This is a genomic window from Rhizobium sp. BK112 (genome assembly GCF_014193215.1).
In the GTDB taxonomy this organism is placed as follows: Bacteria; Pseudomonadota; Alphaproteobacteria; order Rhizobiales; family Rhizobiaceae; genus Rhizobium; species Rhizobium anhuiense.
On the sequence record NZ_JACHYZ010000001.1, the window covers coordinates 986,720 to 1,008,905 of the forward strand.

The 22,186-nt window shown below is 60.0% G+C and carries 19 protein-coding genes; 13 read left to right on the forward strand and 6 right to left on the reverse strand.

What is annotated here, in order from left to right:
* Positions 1 to 51 precede the first annotated feature (51 nt).
* From FHT75_RS04780 to FHT75_RS04790, 3 genes are all read right to left on the reverse strand, one after another.
* Positions 52 to 1,833, reverse strand: a complete 1,782-nt coding sequence (locus FHT75_RS04780) for a membrane protein (RefSeq protein ID WP_028755966.1) — start codon at positions 1,831 to 1,833, stop codon at positions 52 to 54.
* Positions 1,834 to 1,925: 92 nt separating this feature from the next.
* Positions 1,926 to 2,594 carry a response regulator transcription factor gene (locus FHT75_RS04785; protein WP_028755967.1) on the reverse strand — a complete coding sequence of 223 codons (669 nt, stop codon included), beginning with the start codon at positions 2,592 to 2,594 and terminating at the stop codon, positions 1,926 to 1,928.
* Positions 2,560 to 3,807 carry a two-component system sensor histidine kinase NtrB gene (locus FHT75_RS04790; RefSeq protein ID WP_063475096.1) on the reverse strand — a complete coding sequence of 416 codons (1,248 nt, stop codon included), beginning with the start codon at positions 3,805 to 3,807 and terminating at the stop codon, positions 2,560 to 2,562. The genes FHT75_RS04785 and FHT75_RS04790 overlap by 35 nt, the downstream gene beginning before the upstream one ends.
* Positions 3,808 to 4,247: 440 nt before the next feature.
* Between FHT75_RS04790 and FHT75_RS04795 the strand changes: the two genes are divergently transcribed.
* The 4 genes from FHT75_RS04795 to arcC all read left to right on the forward strand — a co-directional run bounded on the left by FHT75_RS04795 (position 4,248) and on the right by arcC (position 7,813).
* Positions 4,248 to 4,454, forward strand: coding sequence for a hypothetical protein (locus FHT75_RS04795; protein ID WP_028755968.1), 207 nt, complete (start codon positions 4,248 to 4,250; stop codon positions 4,452 to 4,454).
* A 147-nt stretch (positions 4,455 to 4,601) separates the two neighbouring features.
* A complete protein-coding gene (arcA, locus tag FHT75_RS04800; protein ID WP_063475211.1) occupies positions 4,602 to 5,831 on the forward strand; it encodes an arginine deiminase in 1,230 nt (409 codons plus the stop codon).
* Positions 5,832 to 5,868: 37 nt separating this feature from the next.
* On the forward strand, positions 5,869 to 6,873 hold the full coding sequence (locus tag FHT75_RS04805) for an ornithine carbamoyltransferase (protein WP_028755964.1): 1,005 nt from the start codon (positions 5,869 to 5,871) through the stop codon (positions 6,871 to 6,873).
* A 1-nt stretch (position 6,874) separates the two neighbouring features.
* Positions 6,875 to 7,813, forward strand: a complete 939-nt coding sequence (arcC, locus tag FHT75_RS04810; RefSeq protein WP_028755963.1) for a carbamate kinase — start codon at positions 6,875 to 6,877, stop codon at positions 7,811 to 7,813.
* A 12-nt stretch (positions 7,814 to 7,825) separates the two neighbouring features.
* Here arcC and FHT75_RS04815 read toward each other — a convergent pair whose 3' ends face one another.
* Positions 7,826 to 9,196 (reverse strand): amino acid permease, encoded by a 1,371-nt coding sequence (locus FHT75_RS04815; protein ID WP_028755962.1) that lies wholly within the window; start codon positions 9,194 to 9,196, stop codon positions 7,826 to 7,828.
* A gap of 256 nt (positions 9,197 to 9,452) precedes the next feature.
* Here FHT75_RS04815 and FHT75_RS04820 point away from each other — a divergent pair, with 256 nt between their 5' ends.
* The 9 genes from FHT75_RS04820 to FHT75_RS04860 all read left to right on the forward strand — a co-directional run bounded on the left by FHT75_RS04820 (position 9,453) and on the right by FHT75_RS04860 (position 19,993).
* Positions 9,453 to 9,812 carry a hypothetical protein gene (locus tag FHT75_RS04820; RefSeq protein WP_244604781.1) on the forward strand — a complete coding sequence of 120 codons (360 nt, stop codon included), beginning with the start codon at positions 9,453 to 9,455 and terminating at the stop codon, positions 9,810 to 9,812.
* A 200-nt stretch (positions 9,813 to 10,012) separates the two neighbouring features.
* Positions 10,013 to 10,939, forward strand: a complete 927-nt coding sequence (locus FHT75_RS04825; RefSeq protein ID WP_028755960.1) for a cation diffusion facilitator family transporter — start codon at positions 10,013 to 10,015, stop codon at positions 10,937 to 10,939.
* A 164-nt stretch (positions 10,940 to 11,103) separates the two neighbouring features.
* Positions 11,104 to 13,365, forward strand: a complete 2,262-nt coding sequence (locus FHT75_RS04830; protein ID WP_028755959.1) for an Orn/Lys/Arg decarboxylase N-terminal domain-containing protein — start codon at positions 11,104 to 11,106, stop codon at positions 13,363 to 13,365.
* A complete protein-coding gene (gene speC / locus FHT75_RS04835) occupies positions 13,362 to 15,725 on the forward strand; it encodes an ornithine decarboxylase (protein ID WP_028755958.1) in 2,364 nt (787 codons plus the stop codon). The genes FHT75_RS04830 and speC overlap by 4 nt, the downstream gene beginning before the upstream one ends.
* Positions 15,726 to 15,743: 18 nt before the next feature.
* Positions 15,744 to 17,102, forward strand: coding sequence for a putrescine-ornithine antiporter (gene potE, locus FHT75_RS04840; RefSeq protein WP_028757847.1), 1,359 nt, complete (start codon positions 15,744 to 15,746; stop codon positions 17,100 to 17,102).
* A 17-nt stretch (positions 17,103 to 17,119) separates the two neighbouring features.
* Complete coding sequence (locus FHT75_RS04845; protein WP_028755956.1) at positions 17,120 to 18,037, forward strand: amino acid ABC transporter substrate-binding protein; 918 nt, start codon at positions 17,120 to 17,122, stop codon at positions 18,035 to 18,037.
* A gap of 152 nt (positions 18,038 to 18,189) precedes the next feature.
* Complete coding sequence (gene cax / locus FHT75_RS04850) at positions 18,190 to 19,284, forward strand: calcium/proton exchanger (protein WP_028755955.1); 1,095 nt, start codon at positions 18,190 to 18,192, stop codon at positions 19,282 to 19,284.
* Positions 19,281 to 19,646, forward strand: coding sequence for a potassium channel family protein (locus FHT75_RS04855; protein WP_028757850.1), 366 nt, complete (start codon positions 19,281 to 19,283; stop codon positions 19,644 to 19,646). The genes cax and FHT75_RS04855 overlap by 4 nt, the downstream gene beginning before the upstream one ends.
* A 110-nt stretch (positions 19,647 to 19,756) precedes the next feature.
* On the forward strand, positions 19,757 to 19,993 hold the full coding sequence (locus FHT75_RS04860; protein WP_028756251.1) for a hypothetical protein: 237 nt from the start codon (positions 19,757 to 19,759) through the stop codon (positions 19,991 to 19,993).
* A 35-nt stretch (positions 19,994 to 20,028) separates the two neighbouring features.
* Here FHT75_RS04860 and FHT75_RS04865 read toward each other — a convergent pair whose 3' ends face one another.
* Positions 20,029 to 21,183, reverse strand: coding sequence for an AI-2E family transporter (locus FHT75_RS04865; protein ID WP_028756252.1), 1,155 nt, complete (start codon positions 21,181 to 21,183; stop codon positions 20,029 to 20,031).
* Between the two features lie 138 nt (positions 21,184 to 21,321).
* Positions 21,322 to 22,164 carry a polyphosphate kinase 2 gene (gene ppk2 / locus FHT75_RS04870; protein WP_028757192.1) on the reverse strand — a complete coding sequence of 281 codons (843 nt, stop codon included), beginning with the start codon at positions 22,162 to 22,164 and terminating at the stop codon, positions 21,322 to 21,324.
* Positions 22,165 to 22,186: the final 22 nt, after the last annotated feature.

A 22,186-nucleotide genomic window follows, 5' to 3' on the forward strand; every position in this document is an offset into this window, starting at 1 on the left:
CGACCGCCTTCCCATCGCCGGCGGGACCGTCCACCCGGATCGTTCGTGCCATTATCCTCCCGATGGCAGGTCGACGGCCACCCCTGCGGCGCGCAGGCCGGCAAAGAACCTTTCCTGATCCGCCGGGCGCTGCAAGCGCAGCGAAACCTCCTGGCGGATGTTCGTCATCAATGCCGGCGCGTGGGACTGGAGCCAATCCTGCTCCAACTTGGCGTCCTCCATCTTCCCCGCGGCTCCGAGAATGGACAGCAAGGCAAGGCGGCGCATGGGGTTGCCGTCGAGATCCGATATTCGCGACCATTGTTCTGCCGCTTCGATATCGCCTCTCATAAATGCGCACATCGCCATACCCGCCTCGTAATAGCCACTGGGGCCGGCATTTTTGTCAAGCGCGATCGCTATCAACTCGCAACCCGATTGCCATTTGCCCGACATCGCCAATCGCAAGCCGTACTCGCCCGCAACTTCCACATCGTCGGGATCTGCGCCATAGGCCGCCGTCCCGGCCGCCAGCGCCTTGTCGATATCTCCACGGAAGAAGTTCACCAGCATAACGGCGCGAAGCACGCGGGGATTATCCGGCGCCAGCGATTCCGCCCGCTGCGCCGAAGCCGTTGCCAATTCGAGGGGCTTGGCCGAAGATGGTGTGCCGAGCCTGTAGCGAAATCTGATTTCGTCAAGATAGACCAGGGACAAGAGCGCCCATGACGTCGCATTATCGGGGGTGCGCCGGATAGCCTGTTGCAGGCACTCGCGCACCGCGCCATGACTTTGCGAAGTCATCGCCTGGAGATAGCTATAGTAGGCCGGGATACAGGCACGGGCATCCTGGTCTGCCTTCTGCGCCGCCTGCGCGATCATGGCTGTTTCGGCCTGAAAGATGGCGCCGTGGGGCTGCGCTATCGCACCGGCGATTTGCCGGGCAACATTTGTTTGAATCCAGAGCTTGTTCTGAGCGCGAAGATCGGCATCGAAATTATTGGCCCAGATGACGGCCCCGTCTGCCCGACGCACCAGCCTGGCAACGGAGCGCAACCGGCTTCCATCCGTCTGGACGTTGCCCTGAAGCGCGTAGTCGGCAGCAGCGGCATGATCACCCGGCGGCGGATCGGCGACCACGACGATGTCTTCGAGCTGGGCAAGCTGGCCGATAACATCGTCTCTCAGGCCGCGGGCGATATCCGAATTGGAATCGACGGAGTTGCTCTCTGCAAAAACCTCGACAGCTACCGTCGGCGGGGAGGTATGTTTATGCGTCGGCAATGGTCTGATCGGGGCACTTCCCGCCACAAGAAATGCCGATGCAAGGGCGAGAAGAAGAAGAATGGCCAGCAGACCGGTTCCGAGACCACGAGCAATCGGCGGCGGACGGCGCGCCTCATGAGGTGAATGATCTTGATCAGCAAATTCTCCGATCCGCGGATTTTCCGGGTCTTTTTCGGGCCGAGCCGGCATTGGCGCGTCGCGGGTATATTCGAAATGCGGCACGTATCCGCCTTTCGGCACCGTAATAATGACGTCATCCGCCTGGCCTGCGACGAGATAATAACGTTCCAGGGCCTTTCGTATTCGGCCCGCCTCGATCCTGACGACTGGATCATTCTGCGGGTCGAATGACGCTTCCCGACCAAAAACCATATTTGCGATGGTAAATGCCTTCAGGAAACCTGATCGACCAGCGAGCGTCTCGCTGACAACAAATTCCAAAAAATTTCGCCCGCGCTTCGGCGCGTGAAATTCTTCACTTGCGAGAATTCGCTCGACTTGCCGGCAGATTTCCTCAGCCGTCGGTCCAAGACTGCTGAATACATCGATCTTTGTTGCGTTTCTCATGATCGCCCCTACGACAAGATCACGCAATTATATAAGCGTCTTCTAAAGCATCATATCTGAGGAGCGTCCAGTTGCAAGCACCGCTTTTCGAATTATCGCGCGCAGGCTGGCCAGGTGTTGGCCGGTGAGATCCGTCCGGTTTCGGTCGACTGCTCGACCGCGTCGATGGCGATGGCCATGCGCATGAGCTCTGCAAGATTGCGAGCTCCCATCTTGGCCATGACATTGGCGCGGTGGACCTCCACCGTGCGCGAGCTGATGCCGAGATGATAGGCGATCATCTTGTTCTGCAGACCATCGAGCACGCCGATCAGAACCTGATGTTCGCGGTCCGTGAGCTGACGAACTCGTGCCGCGACGCTTTCGGAATCGGCGATTGCGCTGCCTGGACGCCTTTGTCCCATTGCCAGATTGATCGCCGCGATCAGTGCTTCCTCCCTGAGAGGCTTTTCGAGGAAATCCGACGCTCCCGCCTTCATCGCCTGAACGGCTGCAGCGATATCGCCCTGGCCGGTAATGACGATCGCCGGAACGTCTACGCCGAACCGGCGCAGACGTTGGAGCAATTCGATGCCGTTGACATCAGGCATGCGCAGATCCGTCACAAGGCAGTTTCGGCCCGAAAGCGGCAGAATATCCAGAAATGCTTTTGCGCAACTATGTGCTCGCACGGCAAACCCTGCCGATACCAGCAAGAATGTCAAAGATCGTCTCAATACCTCCTCGTCATCGACGAGATGGATCGTAAGGTCGTTCGCCATCGACTTCTGTCTCCACCAGCGGAAGCGAGAACGAGAAGACTGAACCATTCTCTGTTCTTCTACGCGCGCTTATTCGGCCTCCATGCGCCTCGACAATGCGCTTGGACAATGCCAAGCCCATGCCAAGGCCATGCGGCTTGCCGGTCACGAAAGGACGAAACAACGACTCTTCCATTTCGGCTGCAATCCCGCAGCCATTGTCGGACACGTCGACAATGACATACGAGGAATTGTCTTTTGTCCGGATCGTAATCAAGGGCTGCTCGACACACTCGGTCGCCTCCAAGGCGTTGCGAACGAGGTTCGTGAGCACTTGCACGATCTGAACGCGGTTTCCAAGGATGGTGTTCTTCACTGCTTCGAGCCGAAAGTCGGTGTGAAGGTCTTTTCGCCGCGACCCAATGAGTGCGAGCCTTGTCGCCCTATGGATCAATTCGTGCATCGTTTCCGGTTTCCTCTCGGAAGCGCCACGCTCGACGAATTCTCTCACGTTCTGGACGATACTTCCTGCCCAGAGCGCCTGCTGCGTAATTTCCAGCAGCGCTTCGTGAAGCTCTTCACCGCGCCGGCGACGCTTGCCCATGACAAGGCGCCCGCACCCCTCTGAATAGGCCGCGATAGACGACAGCGGCTGGGAAAGCTCATGGGCAAGAGTGGACGCCATCTCCCCCAGCTCAGTCATTCTTGCAAGCCGGGCAATCTCTTGCTGCAGCTCCTGAACTTGCTGCAAGGTCTGGCGTTCGGTTCGAAAGTCCTCAAAAATCGCCGCAGTGAAGACGCCTTTTTCATCATCCTTCCTGATAATGGTAAGTGCGGTCGGAAATTGAACTCCGCTCTTGGTGATCGCCAGACCGGCACGCACCGCCCCGTGGTCTGCCCAGCGCCCATTCAATCGAACATTCGGCGTCGGATGCCAGACGAGGCCGATCTTTCGACCCATCAATTCACGCTCTTCATAACCGAACATGGCAACCGCAGCCTTGTTGCAGCCGGAAATTCTATGGCGGCCATCGATAAAAAACACGGCGTCCGGCATGTGTTCGTGGAGTTGCCGGATCCAGTCCATCCGCAGCCCGTCGTTTCCTTCGCGCAAGGCGCGCACCGGCTCGTGAGACACCACCTGCGACGTCCCGGATCGGACTTGTCCTGCGACGACTGCGACGGTGGAACTGGCTTCGGCGACGACGCGCGGCGGCGCCATCTTGATGGACATGATGGTCTCCTCCGTCCATTGAGAAGTCTTGGCCCATGGACCGTCTTTCCTCCAGAATGAGGTCACAATACCACCATTGGGCGGGTAATCCGTGTAGTATCGCGTAGCCTCTATTGGTCTTGCTCCGCGAACCTTCGGCGCAAACCCATAGCGCGTCGTCCGACTTCGTCGCCATTGATCCGGCTCAATGCCTCCGTCTCATTGTTCCACTATGGTGAGAAACAGCGGGCAAGTGGCCGGGCCGCCCGTGGGCGGGCGAGCCGCAAGGAATATCGGCGATCGAGCGATGGCCAAAGCTCGTCGGATCTATTTCCGCAGACAAGACCCACACTTGCCGGCTGATCGCCGGTCAGGCCAAAACCTGCCGGTTGGATGATTGGTGTGCCGGAATGACAACCTCGTGTCCGGTTGACCCGGTGGATCGTCGGGAGGGTTTGGTAATGTGGCGATTGCCAGTCGAAGCTCCATTCGAACAGGATATAGAGCTCGCCGTCATCGACGACGAAGGCGTGCATGCCCTGGTTTTCCCCTGCCAGCGTCTCCCCGACGGCTGGATCAATGCGGTGACCGGCGACGCGCTCGACATTCATCCCACCCATTGGCGCCTATGGCAAATCCATCGCTGCGATGTTCCGGGTCTTCAATGACCTCTCGCCCCAAAGCGGCGGAAGGACCGCAACATACTGTGCCGTGGATTGTCTGCGATCAATGACACGACCGATCGGGCCGAAATAGTCTGCTTTTCGAAGGACGGCCGACGCGGCCGCGATCTGGAAAGCCGGAAGGAGGACCACATGCGTGGTTTCGGGGTTCACTCGGAGGTCGGGAAATTGAGAACCGTCATGGTTTGCAGACCGTCGTTGGCTCATCAGCGACTGACACCTGCTAACTGCCATGATCTGCTTTTTGACGATGTCCTATGGGTACATGAGGCTCAGAAGGATCATTTTGATTTTGTGCTGAAGATGCAGGAACGGGGCGTTGAAGTTCTCGAGCTCCACGACTTGCTTGGCCAGGCGCTTGCCAACAAACAGGCGCGCGATTTCGTATTGGACAGGCGCATTACTCCGAATGTCCTCGGCTCGCAGATCGCCGAGGCGATGCGACCGTGGCTTGACGAAATGCCGCCCACGCAGCTTGCCGCATTCATGATCGGCGGCATCGCAATCTCCGACCTGCCTGAGGTCAAGGCGAAGTCGCTGATGCTCAGCGCCTTGCCGGAGACGGATTTCGTCATCCCGCCCATTCCGAACACCCTGTTCCAGCGCGACCCCTCTTGCTGGATCTACGGCGGCGTGACCTGCAACCCGATGTTCTGGCCGGCAAGACGCGCCGAAACGCTGATCCAGCGTGCGATCTACAAGTTTCATCCGATCTTCCTCGGCGGTGATTTCCAGATCTGGTGGGGCGATTCAGACAATCAGTTCGCCAACGCCTCGATGGAGGGAGGCGACGTCATGCCGATCGGCAACGGCACCGTCCTGATCGGCATGGGCGAGCGTACGACCTATCAGGCCGTCGGTCAGGTGGCGCAGGCGCTGTTCAGGAGCAAGGCCGCGAAGAGGGTGATCGGCTGCCTGATGCCGAAGAGCCGCGCGGCAATGCACCTGGATACCGTTTTCAGCTTTTGCGATCGCGATGTCGTCACGCTGTTTGCCGAGGTCGTCGACCAGGTCCGCTGCTACAGCATGTATCCGAAAGACGACGACGGCACGTTCGAGATTCATCCTGAAACTCGACCAATGCTCGATGTCGTCAGCGAGGCGCTCGACTTGCCGCGATTGCGCACCGTCGAAACCGGCGGCAATTCCTACCAGGCCGAGCGCGAACAATGGGATGACGGCAACAATGTCGTCGCGCTCGAGCCCGGCGTCGTCGTCGCCTACGACCGCAACACCTACACGAATACGCTTCTGCGGAAGGCGGGGATCGAGGTCGTCACCATTCGCGGCGCCGAACTCGGCCGTGGCCGCGGTGGCGGGCACTGCATGACATGTCCCATCTGGCGCGACCCTGCTTACTGACGTTTCCATCCACGAAACAGGCTGACGGAGCAAGACCATGAGCTTCAATCTGCGCAATCGATCGCTTCTGACCGTGCAGGACTATACACCGCGGGAATTCCGTTACCTCCTCGATCTCGCCCGCGATCTGAAGCGGGCCAAATATGCCCGCACCGAGCAGGAACACCTGAAAGGCAAGGAGATCTGCCTGATTTTCGAGAAAACCTCGACGCGAACGAGGTGCGCCTTCGAAGTCGCCTGCTCGGATCAGGGCGCCAACGTCACCTATCTCGATCCGTCCGGCTCGCAGATCGGGCATAAGGAATCCTTCAAGGATACGGCGCGAGTGCTCGGCCGCATGTATGATGCCATCGAATATCGCGGCTCGGCGCAGAAGGGCGTTGAGACGCTGGCACGTTATGCCGGGGTGCCGGTCTATAACGGCCTGACGGACGAATATCATCCGACACAGATGATTGCCGACGTCATGACCATGCGCGAACATAGCGACAAACCGGTCGCCCAGATCAAATATGCCTATGTCGGCGACACCCGCTCGAACATGGGGCATTCGCTGTTGATCGTCGGCTGCCTGCTCGGCATGGACGTGCGTATCTGCGGCCCGAGATCGCTGTGGCCTTCGGAAGAATATATGAAGATCGCCAGGGATCTTCAGCAGGCCTCGGGCGCTCGCCTGCTGGTCACCGAAGATCCGAAGGAGGCGGTCAAAGACGTCGATTTCATCCATACGGACGTCTGGGTCTCGATGGGCGAGCCGAAGGAGGTCTGGCGCGAACGCATCAAGCTGCTCACGCCCTATCAGGTCAATCAGGAACTGATGAAGGCGACCGGCAATCCGCAGACCAAGTTCATGCACTGCCTGCCGGCATTCCACGACACCGAAACCACGCTCGGCAAACAGATCGCCGAAGATTACGGCATGGACAATGGACTTGAAGTCACCAACGACGTCTTCGAGTCCGAGGCCAATGTCGCCTTCGAGCAGGCGGAGAACCGTCTGCACACGATCAAGGCCCTGCTTGTCGCGACCCTGGGAGATTGACATGCGTGTGGTGATTGCGCTTGGCGGCAATGCGCTTCTGCGGCGTGGGGAAGCCATGACCGCCGATACCCAGAGACGGAACGCGCGCGTCGCGGCTGAGGCGATCGCGCCATTGGCGGCCGAACATGAGATCGTCGTCACCCACGGCAACGGGCCGCAGGTGGGGCTGCTTGCGCTGCAGGGGGCGGCCTACAAACCCGAGGAAGCCTATCCGCTCGATGTTCTCGGCGCCGAGACCGAGGGCATGATCGGTTACATGCTGGAACAGGAACTCGGCAATCTCTTGCCGTTCGAGCAACCTTTGGCCACGCTGCTGACCATGGTGGAGGTCGATGCCGCCGATCCGGGCTTCCAGAACCCCACGAAGTTCGTCGGCCCCGTCTATGAGAAAGCCGAGGCTGACCGGATCGCCAAGGAAAAGGGCTGGGTTTTCAAGCAGGATGGCGAAAAATGGCGGCGTGTCGTCGCCTCGCCGGCGCCCAAACGCATCTTCGAGATCCGCCCGGTCCGATGGCTGCTGGAACAGCGCACCATCGTCATCTGTGCGGGTGGCGGCGGCATTCCGACAATGTACGAAAAGGGCCACGACCGGAAGCTGATCGGTGTCGAAGCGGTGATCGACAAGGATCTGTGCTCGGAGCTGCTGGCGCGCGAGCTCCGAGCCGATCTCCTGATCATGGCGACGGATGCCGAGGCCGTCTACACCGATTGGGGCAAGCCGTCCCAGAAGGCGATCCATCAGGCCCGTCCCGACGATTTCAAGCAGTTTTCCTTCCCGGCCGGGTCGATGGGCCCGAAGATCGATGCCGCCTGCCATTTTGCGCGGGCCGGTGGCAAGACCGCGGCCATCGGATCGCTTGCCGACATTGCGGGAATGGTGCGCGGCGAACGCGGAACGATCATCAATGAAAATTTTGCCGGCCTGAGCTGGCACAGCTGACCGCCCGATCTTTCAAGCAAACTTATCCTGAGAGGGCAGGGGGCGCGATACCGCGCCCCCTGCTGCCGTCTCCTTGTCTGTGGCGCCAGTCGCATTTCGTTTTTGCCAGACATAGACCGGGATGCCGAGCATCAACAGCACGAGGCCGTATAGCACCGGTTCGGCGCCGGAGCCGTAGAGGGTGAAGATTGCAAAGACGAAGGCGATGATCTCGATTGCGCTCACCCGTGGCATTCGCCCATGGGCGGCACCAGCAACGAGGGTTCCGGCAAGCGAGCAGAAGGCATAGGGAATGACGGCGGCCATGGTGCTCAGACCGACCATGAGCCGGTAGGCCGCCGCGAAACCTTCGGAGCCGATCGCCTGGACAAGAACCAAAAGCGTTGCGAACGAGGCTGAGATGATCATGCCCCATGCCGGCACGCCGCGCGCGGAGAGCCGCGCAAAAAGCGGCGGAAACAGCCCGTCCCGGGCAGCAGCCATCGGGACTTGCCCCATCAGCAGAGTCCAGCCGTTGAGAGCGCCGATCGAGGAGAGCAGCACGGCAATCGAGATCGCCAGCTCGCCGGGCCGTCCCCACATGATCCCCGCGGCCTGGGAGAATGGCGCAACCGAGCGAACGAGCTGTTCGCGCGGCAGGAGGCCCATCACGACAATGGTGCCCAGGACATAGAGGGCGGCGGCGATCGAGATCCCAAGCACGGTCGAACGGGGGATGGTGCGCTCGGCATTCTCGACATCGCCTGCAGGCACGGTCGCCGATTCCAGCCCCAGATAGGCAAACATCGTCAGCGGCGCCAGCGTTGCGACCGACTGCAGCAGCGATTGTCCGCTCGGATTGAATTCGGAGAAATGCGAGGTGTCGATGAAGAGAAGGCCGATGATGGCGACGGCGCCGAAGGGAAGCAGCTTGGCATAGGTGGTGACCTGCGCGAAGACACCCGCCGCATGGACGCCGCGAAGATTGACGAGCACGATCGCCCAGATCACGCCAAGCGTCAGCACGGTCGCGGCGAAGCGGTTGCCGAGAGCAGGGAAGAGATCGACCATGACGCCGGCAAAGGCAATGGCGATGACCGGCAGCGACGTCCAGATGGAAATCCAGTAGCCCCAGGCAATCAGGAAGCCGGCGAAATCGCCATAGGCGAGCCTCGTATATGCATAGGGGCCGCCGACAGCGGGCACGAGGCGCGCCAGGCGCGCAAAGGTGAGGCCGAGGCAGATCGCGCCGGCGCCCATGACGATCCAGACGATAATCGCAAGGTTGCCATAGGGCGCGACTGCGGCCGGCGAAAGATAAAAGCCCGACCCCACCATGTTTCCCACCACGATGGCGGTGCAGGCAGCAAGTCCGAGGCTCTTGCCATTTGGCGACGTTGTCATGGTCCCCTCCCGATAAACATCCTTTCCGACGCCGATATCGCCTCGGACATCTGTTCCCGGACGCAATCTTCCTCCCAAAGAACAGATGCCGCAATCCGGTTCAATGCGTAGTGGGCGACGGTCTGAAAGCATCAGAAAATATGCGGGCCATCGGCAATGTACCTGCTTGAACAGCATTGATCGTACTCAATGCTTGGCGTCGGTGCATGAGCTATCTTCGACACCGAACGTCATTTAGTTCTCGGGAGTAAGAGCGATGAAGATGGCCATGATCATTGGACTTGCCGTATTCACTGCCGCCGCCGGAATTGCTCCGGTCGAGGCCCAGCAGAATCGACGCGAATATCGGAGAATGAACTGGAGCGAAAATCTGCCCGAGGCGGTGAGAACCTATCACGACAGACGATTCACGATCGTTAGCTACAGGATGGCGGATTTTTCGGAGACAGGTTCTCACCCTAAGCAGGGAAGTGAAGAACATGTCAAAGCCATCAGAGACGCAATTCGCGCGAACAAATGGCTTGCGGCCCAGCTCAAGGCCAAGAAGCTTACCGCGAACGACATCGAATGGGTCTCGCGGGCGCGCAACGGCAATATGACCTTCTATACAAAATGAGCGGCATTTGTGCCGGGTAAATTTCAGGCTGGGGCAGCCGCGCGGCCTTCCCTGCGCGCCCACCGCATGATTGGCTGGTTGCCATGGCGCGGCTGCGGCCGGCAATGAAAAAAGCGGGCCCATTCCGTCTCACACCTCGTCTCACCTTCACGACCAGCATAAAACGATTGGAACGAAAGGTGTCGGAGGCGGGGACAATGATGTTAGGCGAGCAGGGATTTCTCAGGATCTCGATCGCGGCGACGGTTGTGGTCGCTACGCTCGGCGTGGTTTTCGGCATCCTTTCCGGATCGTTCTCCATCGCCTTCGACGGCGTTTATTCGCTGGCCGATGCGGCGATGACCGGGCTTGCGCTCTGGGTTTCCAGCCTCATCATACAATCGACCCAGAGCGACGCGCAGTCGGGCCGAATCCGAAACCGCTTTACCATGGGCTTCTGGCATCTGGAGCCCATCGTGCTGATGCTCAATGGCTGCCTGCTGATGACGGTCGCCGTCTATGCACTGATCAGCGCGATCATCAGCATCATGAACGGCGGCCACGAACTGCAATTCGGCATGGCGGTCGCCTATTCCGCGGCGACCCTATTTGTCTGCGCTGCCATGGCTTTCCTTGGCATCAGGCTGAATGCCGGCATCAAATCCGATTTCATCTCGCTCGACATCAAGGCGTGGATCATGTCCGGCGGCATCGCGTTAGCGCTGCTGATTGCATTTCTGATCGGCATGGCTGTGCAGGCGACGCCCGTCGCATGGGTCGCCAGCTATATGGATCCCGCGGTTCTGGCGCTGGTCTGCCTGGTCATGATCCCGCTTCCGATCGGCACTGTCCGGAAGGCGTTGAGCGAGATCCTGCTGATCGCCCCTGTCGATCTCCAGGAGCATGTCGACCGCGTCGCCTCGGAAACGGTTCGCCGCCTCGGCTTCCTTTCGCACCGCGCCTATGTCGCCCGGGTCGGCCGCGCAATGCAGATCGAACTCTACTTCATCGTACCGGAAGGGCTTCCGGCAAAGACGGTAGAGGAATGGGACGCACTCCGCGACGAGATAGGGGCCTCGATCGGAGACGAGAGCGCCAATCGCTGGCTGACGATCGCCTTCACGGCCGACGCGGAATGGGCGGAATAGGCGGAATAGGCGACGTCAGCGTTCCCATCGATATCGAAATCCTTTGCCTCAGGTTGATTGCAATCAACGACGGTGCATCACCCGTCATGTACGATCCCTCCAGCTGAGATACGCGTCGCTGCAGAGCGGCCACGGCCTTTGACCCTCGGTTTCCGGAGGAACGCATGGAATTCCAGATGGCATTTCCGATAGCCGTTATCGACGAAGACTTTGATGGCAAGAGCGCCGCAGGACGCGGCATGCGCGATCTGGCGGCCGCAATCGAAAAGGAAGGCTTCCGGATCGTCTCCGGCGTTTCCTACGAGGATGCGCGGCGCCTCGTGCATATCTTCAACACCGAATCCTGCTGGCTGGTATCCGTCGACGGGAGCGAGGACAAGACCACGCGCTGGCAGCTGTTGGGAGAGGTATTGGCCGCCAAGCGGCAGAGGAACGACCGCCTGCCGATTTTCCTCTTCGGCGACGAAACGACCGCGGAAGACGTCCCGGCCGGGGTGCTTCGCCACGCCAACGCCTTCTTCCGGCTGTTCGAGGATACGGCGGAATTCATGGCGCGCGCCATAGCGCAGGCTGCGCGCAACTATCTCGACCGGCTGCCGCCGCCGATGTTCAAGGCGCTGATGGACTACACCCTCGAGGGCGCCTATTCTTGGCATACGCCCGGCCATGGGGGTGGTGTCGCTTTCCGCAAGAGCCCCGTCGGCCAGCTCTTCTATACTTTCTTCGGTGAAAACACGCTGCGATCCGATATCTCCGTATCGGTCGGCAGCGTTGGTTCGCTGCTGGATCACGTCGGGCCGATCGCCGAGGGCGAGCGCAATGCCGCACGCATCTTCGGCACCGACGAGACCCTATTTGTGGTCGGCGGCACGTCGACGGCAAACAAGATCGTATGGCATGGCATGGTGGGGCGCGGCGATCTGGTGCTGTGCGACCGCAACTGCCACAAGTCGATCCTGCACTCGCTAATCATGACGGGCGCAACTCCCATCTATCTCACGCCGTCGCGCAACGGGCTCGGCATCATCGGCCCGATCTCGAAGGATCAGTTCACCCCGGAATCGATTGCTCGCAAGATTGCCGCAAGCCCCTTTGCCGGGCAGACGAGCGGCAAGGTCCGGTTGATGGTTATCACCAACTCGACCTATGACGGGCTGTGCTACAATGTCGATGCGATCAAGGCATCGCTCGGCGACGCAGTCGAAGTGCTGCATTTCGACGAGGCCTGGTACGCCTATGCCAATTTCCACGAATTCTACGATGGCTTCCACGGGATTTCGTCTACGAAGCCGGCGCGTTCGAAAACCGCCATCACTTTTGCCACGCAATCGACGCACAAGCTTCTGGCCGCGTTCTCGCAGGCCTCGATGATCCACATCCAGCATGCCGAGACCACGCGGCTCGACGTCACCCGCTTCAACGAAGCCTTCATGATGCACACCTCCACCTCGCCGCAATACGGCATCATCGCCTCCTGCGATGTCGCCGCAGCGATGATGGAGCAACCGGCGGGACGCGCGCTCGTCCAGGAGATGATCGACGAGGCGATCAGCTTCCGCCGGGCGATGAACACGATGAGGCAACAGACGGAAGGCAGCTGGTGGTTTGACGTCTGGGAGCCGACGGTCGCCGAGCAGACGCCGACCGATATCCATGCCGACTGGGTTCTGAAGCCGGATGATGCCTGGCATGGGTTTACCGGCCTTGCCGAAAACCACGTCATGGTCGACCCGATCAAAGTCACCATTCTGTCGCCGGGCCTGTCGGCAAGCGGAGCGATGGACGAGCATGGGATACCGGCGGCCGTCATCACCAAGTTCCTGTCCTCCCGACGCATAGAAATCGAAAAGACCGGCCTCTATTCCTTCCTGGTGCTTTTCTCGATGGGCATCACCCGCGGCAAGTGGAGCACGCTCGTTACCGAGCTCCTGAATTTCAAGGATCTCTATGACGTCAATGCGCCATTGACCCGCGCGCTGCCGGCACTCGCTGCATCCCATCCGGAAGCCTATGGCGGCATGGGGCTCAAAGACCTCTGCGAACAGATCCATGCGATCTACCGCAAGGACGATGTGCCGAAGGCGCAGCGCGAGATGTACACCGTCTTGCCCGAAATGGCGTTGCGTCCCGCCGACGCCTATGACCGGCTGGTCAAGGGGCGGATCGAGAGCGTCGAGATCGACAATCTCATGAACCGCATCCTCGCCGTGATGATCGTACCCTATCCGCCGGGTATCCCGCTGATCATGCCGGGCGAGCGGATCACCCAGTCGACGAAATCCATTCAGGACTATCTGCTTTACGCCCGTGATTTCGACCGGAAGTTCCCCGGTTTCGAGACGGATATCCACGGCCTTCGATTCTTGCCCGGTGACGGCGGTCGCCGCTATCTTGTCGATTGCATTGCAGAGGAGGGGCAGGAATGATCCCGCGCGATGTGAAGTCTCCGACGGTCGCCATACCGTTTCACAAGATGCTGAAGATCGTGGCCGTCATCGACCGCGACAATTCTCAGGCCCAGGAACTGGTGGCGCAGATCACCGCCCAGGGTTTCCAGGTGGAGCTGCGCCACGACTATTCCGCTGATGTATCTGAGGATGCTGACGTCGGCGCCTATATCGGCTCGGTCGAGGGCGGCAAGCTGCCGGCGGCACGTAACTTTCTTCGCTCGGTCAGGGATATCGGTTTTCGCACGCCGATCTGGGCAATGGCGGATACGCTGACGATTGCGGATATGGATGTCGTCGAGATGGCCGGCGAGGTGGATGGCTTCGTCTATCTCGGCCAGCAGACGCCGACCTTCTATGCCAAGCAGATCGTTTCCAGCGCGGTCAATTACGGCAAGTCGCTGCTGCCGCCGTTTTTCGGCGGCATGATGGCCTATGACGGCGAGGCCAATATCGCCTTCGATTGCCCTGGACATCAGGGCGGCCAGTTCTATCGAAAATCACCGGCCGGCCAGCTCTTCTTCAAATATTTCGGCGAAAGCATTTTCCGCAACGATCTCTGCAATGCGGACGTCGATCTCGGCGACCTCCTGATCCATGAAGGCCCCGCCGTCGAAGCACAGAAGCAGGCTGCGCGCATCTTCGGCGCGGACCGCACCTACTTCATCCTGAACGGAACAAGCACCTCCAACAAGGTGGTCGCCAACGCGGTGCTGCGCAGCGGCGATCTCGTGCTCTTCGACCGCAACAATCACAAATCCCTGCATCAGGGCGCGCTGGTTCAGGCGGGCGCCATCCCGATCTATCTGCCGACCGCCCGCAATTCCTTCGGCATGATCGGCGCGGTCGACTGGGCGGCCTGGGACGAGAGCTGGCTGCGGCGAAAGATCGAGGAACATCCGCTTGTCACCGACAAGAGCCGCGCGCAGGCGGAGAGGCCTTTCCGCCTGGCCTGCATCCAGCTCGCGACTTATGACGGCACGATTTACAATGTCCGGCAGGTCATGGAGAAGATCGGTCATCTCTGCGACTACGTGCTCTGGGACGAGGCTTGGATCGGCTACAACGCCTTTCATCCGCTCTTCGAGGGCCACAGCCCGATGCGCCTGAAAGACCTGCGGGCGGACATGCCTGGCCTGTTCTCCACCCAATCCGTGCACAAGCAGGGCGCCGGCTTCTCGCAGGCATCGCAGATCCACAAGCGGGACGAACATATCAGCGGCCAGCGCCGGTTCGTCGAACACAAGCGTTTCAACGAATCGCTGCTGATGCATGTTTCGACCTCTCCCTTCTATCCGCTCTTCGCCTCGCTTGACGTCAACGCCAAGGTGCATGAGGGCAAGGCGGGCGAGATGCTCTGGGACCGCTGCATCGAACTGGGGATCGAGGTGCGCAAGAAGCTGCGCGGTTTCGTCGAGCACTACGAGTCCAAAGCCGCAGGCACGGAAGAGCAATGGTTCTTCGATCCCTTCGTGCCGGACAAGGTCACCATTTCGGGCTCAAAACATACCACCGACCTCGAAGCCGTACGGTGGGAAGATGTGTCCACGGATGTGCTCAAGCGCGAGCAGCAATGCTGGCGTTTCGATCCACAGGCAAAGTGGCACGGTTATGCCGGATATGCGCCTGATTACACGATGGTCGATCCGAACAAGCTTACGCTGCTGACGCCCGGCATCGACCGCAAGACCGGTGAATATCGCGAGTTCGGTATCCCGGCGACCGTCGTCGCCAACTATCTGCGCGAGCAGCGGGTCGTCGCCGAAAAATGCGACCTCAACAGCCTGCTTTTCCTGCTCACTCCAGCCGAAGACGAGAGCAAGCTGAACACGCTCGTCGCCAAACTCGTCAAGTTCAAGAATCTCTGGGATCGCGACGCGCCGCTGCAGGAGGTGCTGCCGACGGTCTTTGCGGCCAATCGCGAGCGTTATGCCGGCTATACGGTCCGCCAGGTCTGCCGCGAAATGCATACCTTTTATCGCGATGCCGGCGTCAAGGAATTGCAGCGTCTCTGCTTCCGCTCGGAGAGCTTCCCGGAGCCGGCCATCGCTCCCAAGCAGGCCTATGAAGCGCTGGTCGCCAACAATGTCGACTATGTGTCGTTGACGGAAGCCGCCGGCCGCATTTCGGCAACGCTGGCGCTGATCTATCCGCCCGGCATCGGCGTGATCGTGCCGGGAGAGCGCTGGGACGACCGAGCACGACCCATGCGCGACTATTTCCTCGCCTTCGAGGAATCCTTCAACCGGTTTCCGGGTTTCAACTACGAGGTCCAGGGCGTGTTCCAGGAGCGGGTCGAGGGGCGGATCAAATTCCACACATATGTCGTGCGCGAGTAGCGGCAGGAGGATTTCATCATGACCGACAACACGATGCATCTCGCGGCCGAGACCACCGCGAAGAAAAAGATGAATCTGGTGCAGCTCACCTTCATCGTCGCCGTGAACATGATGGGGTCGGGCATCATTATGCTTCCCGCCAACATGGCGCAGGTCGGTGCAATCTCGCTCCTTTCCTGGCTGGTGACCGCCGTCGGCTCGATGGCGATCGCCTATGGCTTTGCTCAGGCCGGATTGTTCAATCAGCGCCCCGGGGGCATGTCCGCCTATGCGGAAGATGCCTACGGAAAAGACGGCTATTTCCTGGTGTTCTTCCTGTACTTCCTGTCGCTCGCCATCGGCAATGTGGCGATTGGTATTTCGGCCGTTGGTTATCTCGCCGGCTTCTTTCCGGTGCTGACATCCACGCCCATCATGACCTGCCTGGCGCTGATCGTGCTTCTGTGGCTGACGACGGCCGCCAATTTCGGCGGTCCGCGTATTACCGGGCGTATCGGTTCGATCACAGTCTGGGGCGTCATCCTTCCGGTCGGGCTGCTGTCGATCATCGGCTGGCTCTGGTTCAGTTCAAGCACATTCGGCGCTGCCTGGAATCCGAAAGGGCTGACACTGGCCCAGGGCATGGGATCGAGCATTTCGCTGACGCTCTGGGCCTTCCTCGGCATGGAGTCGGCGGCGCAGAATTCGGATGCCGTCGAAAACCCAAAGCGTGACGTACCGCTCGCCTGCATGTTCGGCACGCTCGGGGCAGCCGTCATCTATATCCTGTCGACGACAGTCATTCAGGGCATCGTGCCGAATGCCGAGCTCGCCACTTCAACAGGTCCGTTCGCACTGGCCTATGCCACGATGTTCAATCCGACGATCGGTTCGATCATCATGGCGCTGGCGGTCCTTGCCTGCCTCGGCTCTTTGCTGGGCTGGCAGTTCACGATCGCCCAGACGGCGAAAACCGCTGCCGATGAGCGGATGTTCCCGTCCATATTTTCCCGGGTGAACGAGATGGGCGCGCCGGTCAGCGGCATGATCATTCTAGGCATCGTGCAGACAGGTCTTGCCCTGATGACCATATCGCCGACTTTGAGCGAGCAGTTCTCCGCGCTCGTCAACCTCGCTGTCGTCACCAATGTGCTGCCTTACATCATAGCGCTGTCTGCCCTGTTCGTCATGATGAAGGCCGCTCGCGTGCCGCCGGCGAAATACCGGCTGAATGCCACGATCGCCTTGGTCGGCATGGCTTACAGCGTTTTCGCCATCTATGCCTCCGGCAAGGATGCGGTACTCGGCGGCATGATCGTTACAGGGATCGCTTTCATCATTTACGGGCTTATCGCCCCGCGTTTCGCCAGCGGCGTGAACCGGGCGCCGGCCGAGTAACACAGGGAGGACCAAACATGTCAGGTAGAAATGGTCGCTGGGCGGCAATTGCCGCCTCTGTCCTCGCCGTGATGGCCGTCGCACCGCCCGCGCCCGCCCAGACGCTCGACCGCGTTAGGACGTCCAGCGCGCTGAAATTCGGCTACGACCCCGACGCGAGACCTTTTTCATTCGATGCCCAGCAGGGCAAACCCGATGGCTATGCGGTTGCCCTCTGCAACCGGATAGCCGACAGCCTGAGGGCTCAGCTGAACCTGCCGAAGCTCGACGTGGAATGGGTTTCCCTTGCAGGCGACGCCAAGCTGCGTGCCATACAGGATGGCACGGTGGACCTTGTCTGCGGGGCGGAGCCGGTGACGCTCAGCCGCAGGCAGCAGGTCTCATTCTCACTCCCGATCTTCCCGAGCGGTACCGGGGCGCTGCTCAATGCGAGTGCTCCGCTGGCGCTGCGCGAGGTTCTGCAATATGGCGAGCCATCGAGTCGGCCCGTCTGGCGCGGCGCGCCGGCCCGCACGATCCTCGAGCACAAGACATTCTCCTCCATAGCCGGCACGACAAGCGAAGGCTGGCTGTCCGACAGGATCAAGACCTTTCAGCTCGCGGCAACGGCGACGCCCGTGAACAGCTATCAACAGGGGATCGAGCGTGTCCTGGACGGCAGTTCGGCGGTGCTCTTCGGCGACATGCCGCTTCTGATGGATGCCGCCGCCCGCAGCGACAGCTCCGGCAATCTCATCATCCTCGAGCGTCATTTCACCTACGAACCCCTCGGCCTCGAGTTGGCGCGCGGGGACGAGGATTTTCGCTTGGCCGTCGATCGCGCCCTGAGCCAGGCCTATGCGGCGCAGAATTTCCGGGTGTTTTTTACAACATGGTTTGGCCAGCCTGACGACGCAGTCGTGACCTTCTTCCAGCAGACGGCTCTTCCGGAATGAGGCCGCGAGCAGATCAGGGAAGACGAGCAAGACAGGGATCATTGGCGTCGGCCGGGAGCTAGCGGCAACAGATCATCGCGATCCAGGTAATCGGGGGCCAGGTTATCGGGGGCCAGGTAATCAGGGGCTAGGTGATCAGAGGGGAGTGAAGGTTGAGCCTTCTTTTCAAAGAGATTCGCGATAGCCCCATGCTCTGGCTGCTGGCCGCCGTGCCGGTCGTGTTCGCAGCTGCGGCGCTCTTCCCCGAGGCCCACACGGCGCTTTTCATCCTGTCGGTGCTGGCCATCGTCCCGCTGGCCGGACTGCTCAGCCATGCGACCGAATCCGTTGCCGCCAAGACGGGTGACGCCGCGGGCGGGCTGCTGAATGCGACCCTCGGCAATCTCACCGAACTGGTCATCGCGCTGGCTGCCCTGCAGGCAGGCGAATATACGCTGGTCAAGGCATCCATCGCCGGAGCGATCGTCACCAACACGCTATTCATGCTGGGCGCTTCGTTTCTGCTCGGCGGGCTCAAATACCACATTCAGGAGTTCAACCGAGCCAGCGCGCGACTTCAAGCCGGCCTGCTTTTCCTGGCCACAATCGCCCTGCTGATGCCTTCGGCGCTTGGTGGATTGGACTCGGCATCGGTCGCACCAGTCACTCAAACGCTCAGTCTCAGCCTGGCTGCCTTGCTGATCGTCGGGTACGGGCTTGGGCTGTTGTTCACGCTTCGGACGCATCGGGAATTTTTTTCTTCAACGGAACATGCCGAGGCCGGCGAAGCGCCGTGGCCGATCGGCCTTGCTCTGGGCACGCTTGCCGGCGTCACCGTAATCGTGGCCCTGGTGAGCGAGATTTTCGTCGAGTCCGTGCAGGAAGCGGCCGAGGCCTTCGGAATGACCCCCGCCTTTGTCGGTTTCATCGTCGTCGCATTGGTCGGCGGTGCGGCCGAAATGGCCTCGGCATTTTCCGGCGCTCGCAAGAACCGGCTGGATCTGAGCGTGGGCATCGCGCTCGGGAGCGCTTCCCAGATTGCCTTGTTCGTTGCGCCCGTTCTGGTCTTGATGAGTTATTTCATCGGTCCGTCGCCGATGGATCTGCAATTCTGGCCGGGTGCCGTGACGATGATGTTCCTTGCGACGGTGACTGCGATGTTCGTCACCAACAGCGGGCGATCGGCATGGTTTGTCGGCGTCCTGGTGCTGATGGTGTACATGATTTTCGCCATAACGCTGTACGTCCTGCCGCCGGCAGTGCGATGAGGTCCCGCGTTCCCAAACAGGAGCGATCGGGCGGCGGACCGCATACCCGGCAGGTGAGAAGGCTGTTCTTCATCGCACTCGCACAGCAGCTGCGTGTCATCTGGCCGATCCTTTCCGGCATCGTGTCGATCATGGTCGCATCCGGACTGGCAATTTGGCGGATCGAAAATTGGCGGATCGATGAAGCGCTTTATTTTACCTTCGTGACGGGACTTACCATCGGCTACGGCGACTTTACGCCCAAACATGTTTCGGCACGGATACTCGCTTTGGTCATCGGGTTTGCAGGGATCGTGCTGACCGGCGTCATTGCAGCCATCACAGTAAAAGCCTTGAGCGTGACGGACCGAGACGGCAGCTAGGTTTGATGAGATTGCGCCGCCGTACATTTTATTCGTGATCTCGGGGAACGATCCGATACCTTGGTGACTTCGTATCCATTGCAGGGATACGTTGAATGCGGAGCTGATCCATGAGCAAAGAGCGTGGCCGCAGAAAACTGATGTTGCGGCTCCCCGATATCCGGCATCTCCTGGAGAGCATGACCAGTGAAGCGCTCGCGGAGATGTTTGAATCCTACGATCTTGCTGTCGATGCGCTGGAGCGGTTCCGAAGTAAGAGCCCGAGGGAAGAGAAGCTCATCATCGAGTATGAACAGCTCTGCCGCGAAATCGAGCAGGAGGTTGTCGTCTACTGCAAGAACAGGTGAGTCCCGCCAGGCCGCCGCTGGCGCCTCGACGATCGTCATTGCGGGTGTTCGATGCGTTCCGGTTGAGCATCGAATCTCGCGGAGCGGCTATTTTCCGATCCGGTCGAAACCGAAGGCCAGGCCCAGGCTTTCAGCAGTTCGTAGAAGACACCGAGAACGACCGGCCCCAAAAACAGCCCCAGCAGGCCTTGTGACAAGGTGCCGCCGATGACGCCGATCAGTATCACCGGCATTGGAGTGGAGAGGCCGCGCGCCATCAAGATCGGTTTCAGTATGTTATCGATGATCATGATGGGGATCGTCACGACGGTGAAAGCCAAGGCGATCGACATGGGCCAGGAGAACCACGCCCAAATGATGACCGGCAAAAGAATGAGCGCAGGCCCGAGCTGCATCAGGCACAGGACGAGCACAAGAAAGGTCAAGGGGCCGCTCCCCGGAACGTCAAAAAGGGCAAAACACAGTCCGCACAACAGCGCTTGCAGGAAGGCAACGCCAATGACGCCCCGCGATACATTGCGCACCGTAGCTCCCGCCAGCCGGGCAAAGCCGACACCCTTTTCACCGGCGATCCGGCTTGCCAGCACCTGTATGGCTGCAGCCAGGCGTGCTGATCGCGTCAGCAATAGGCCCGAAAGCATGATCGAAACGACAAAGCTCAAAACGCCGCCGCCGATCGAGGCGAGCTTCGTGACGATAACGGCCGTGACTTCACGAATGGGCGCTTGAAACTTGATGATGGTAGCGGCCAGATCGCTTGCAATCCGATTCCAGGCGTCGTGAATCCGCTCGCCGACGACGGGCCATTCCCGAATAGCGACCGGTGCCGAGGGGAGCGTGAAGTTCCCCGTCCGCAGTTTGCCGATCAACGCCTGCGTGGTGTCGGCAAAATTGACCGCAACGAGGGCCAGGGGCGCAATGATCAGGACGAGGCAAAAGACGACGATGATGGCGGCCGCGATGACGGGCCTGTTTCCGATCAGCCTCGAAAGTGCCTCGAATATCGGGAAAAGGGCGACCGCAAGGATGGCCGACCAGATGACGATCAGCGCAAAGGGAGCAATCAGAACGATGGTCCAATAGGCAAAAAGCCCGATGATGCCCAATCGGACAAGATCGCTTATTCTCGCCTCTATCGAAATCTGCCCTGACCCGGCTCCCTGCGCCGCCGTATCGCCTGTGGTCTCCATCGTTGCGTCCCGTCCGCCATGTTCTAGAGCGGTTCAGCTTTTCGCGGAAACGCGAACTGCTCTAACCTTTTGTTCTGACGCGATTCCCGGCAAAAGCGCTTCGCGCTTTGCCTGGAATTGCTTCAGGCTGAGGTCGTCTTATGACGTCGCGTCCGGCACGACATGGCGGATGCTGTGGTCCTCCATGAAATCCGACGGCCGCTTCTGACGTTTGCCGAGATCGGGTGCTTCGAACTTCACCCGCTCATAAGGGATGGATTGCAGGATGTGCGAGATGCAGTTGACCCGGGCACGTTTCTTGTCATCCGAGGGCACCACCCACCACGGTGCATGGTTGCTGTCGGTCATCCGCAGCATCTCGTCATAGACACGCGTGTAGTCCCACCAGCGCTGATAGGATTCAACATCCATCGGACTGAGTTTCCACTGTCGCAGAGGATCGTCGATCCGGCGTCTGAAACGGCGTTCCTGCTCTTCCTCGCTGACCGTCAGGAAGTATTTCAGTAGAACGACGCCGCTTTCGACGATCGCGGCCTCGAAGCGAGGCGCCAATTCAAGAAAGCGCTGCGCTTTCTTTTCGCTGCAAAATCCCATGACCCGATCAACGCCGGCGCGGTTGTACCAACTGCGGTCGAATATGACGATTTCGCCGGCGGCCGGCATATGAGCGATATAGCGCTGCATGTAGATCTGAGATTTCTCGCGGTCGGTGGGCGCCGGCAGTGCCACGACGCGAAAGACCCGCGGACTGACCTTTTCTGTTATGCGCTTGATCATGCCGCCTTTGCCGGCGGCATCCCGTCCCTCGAAGACGATGACGACTCTCGCACCGGATTTCTTGATCCAGGCTTGCAAATGGGCCAACTCCACCTGCAGTCGCTCGATTTCCTTGTCATAGTCCCATGATTTCTTTTTCTTTTTATCCTTTCCGACGCGGCCTGCCCCTCCATCCGTCTTTGCGGGCTCGTAATTCTCGTCCATTTCTCTACCTCCCTTGCGCGAA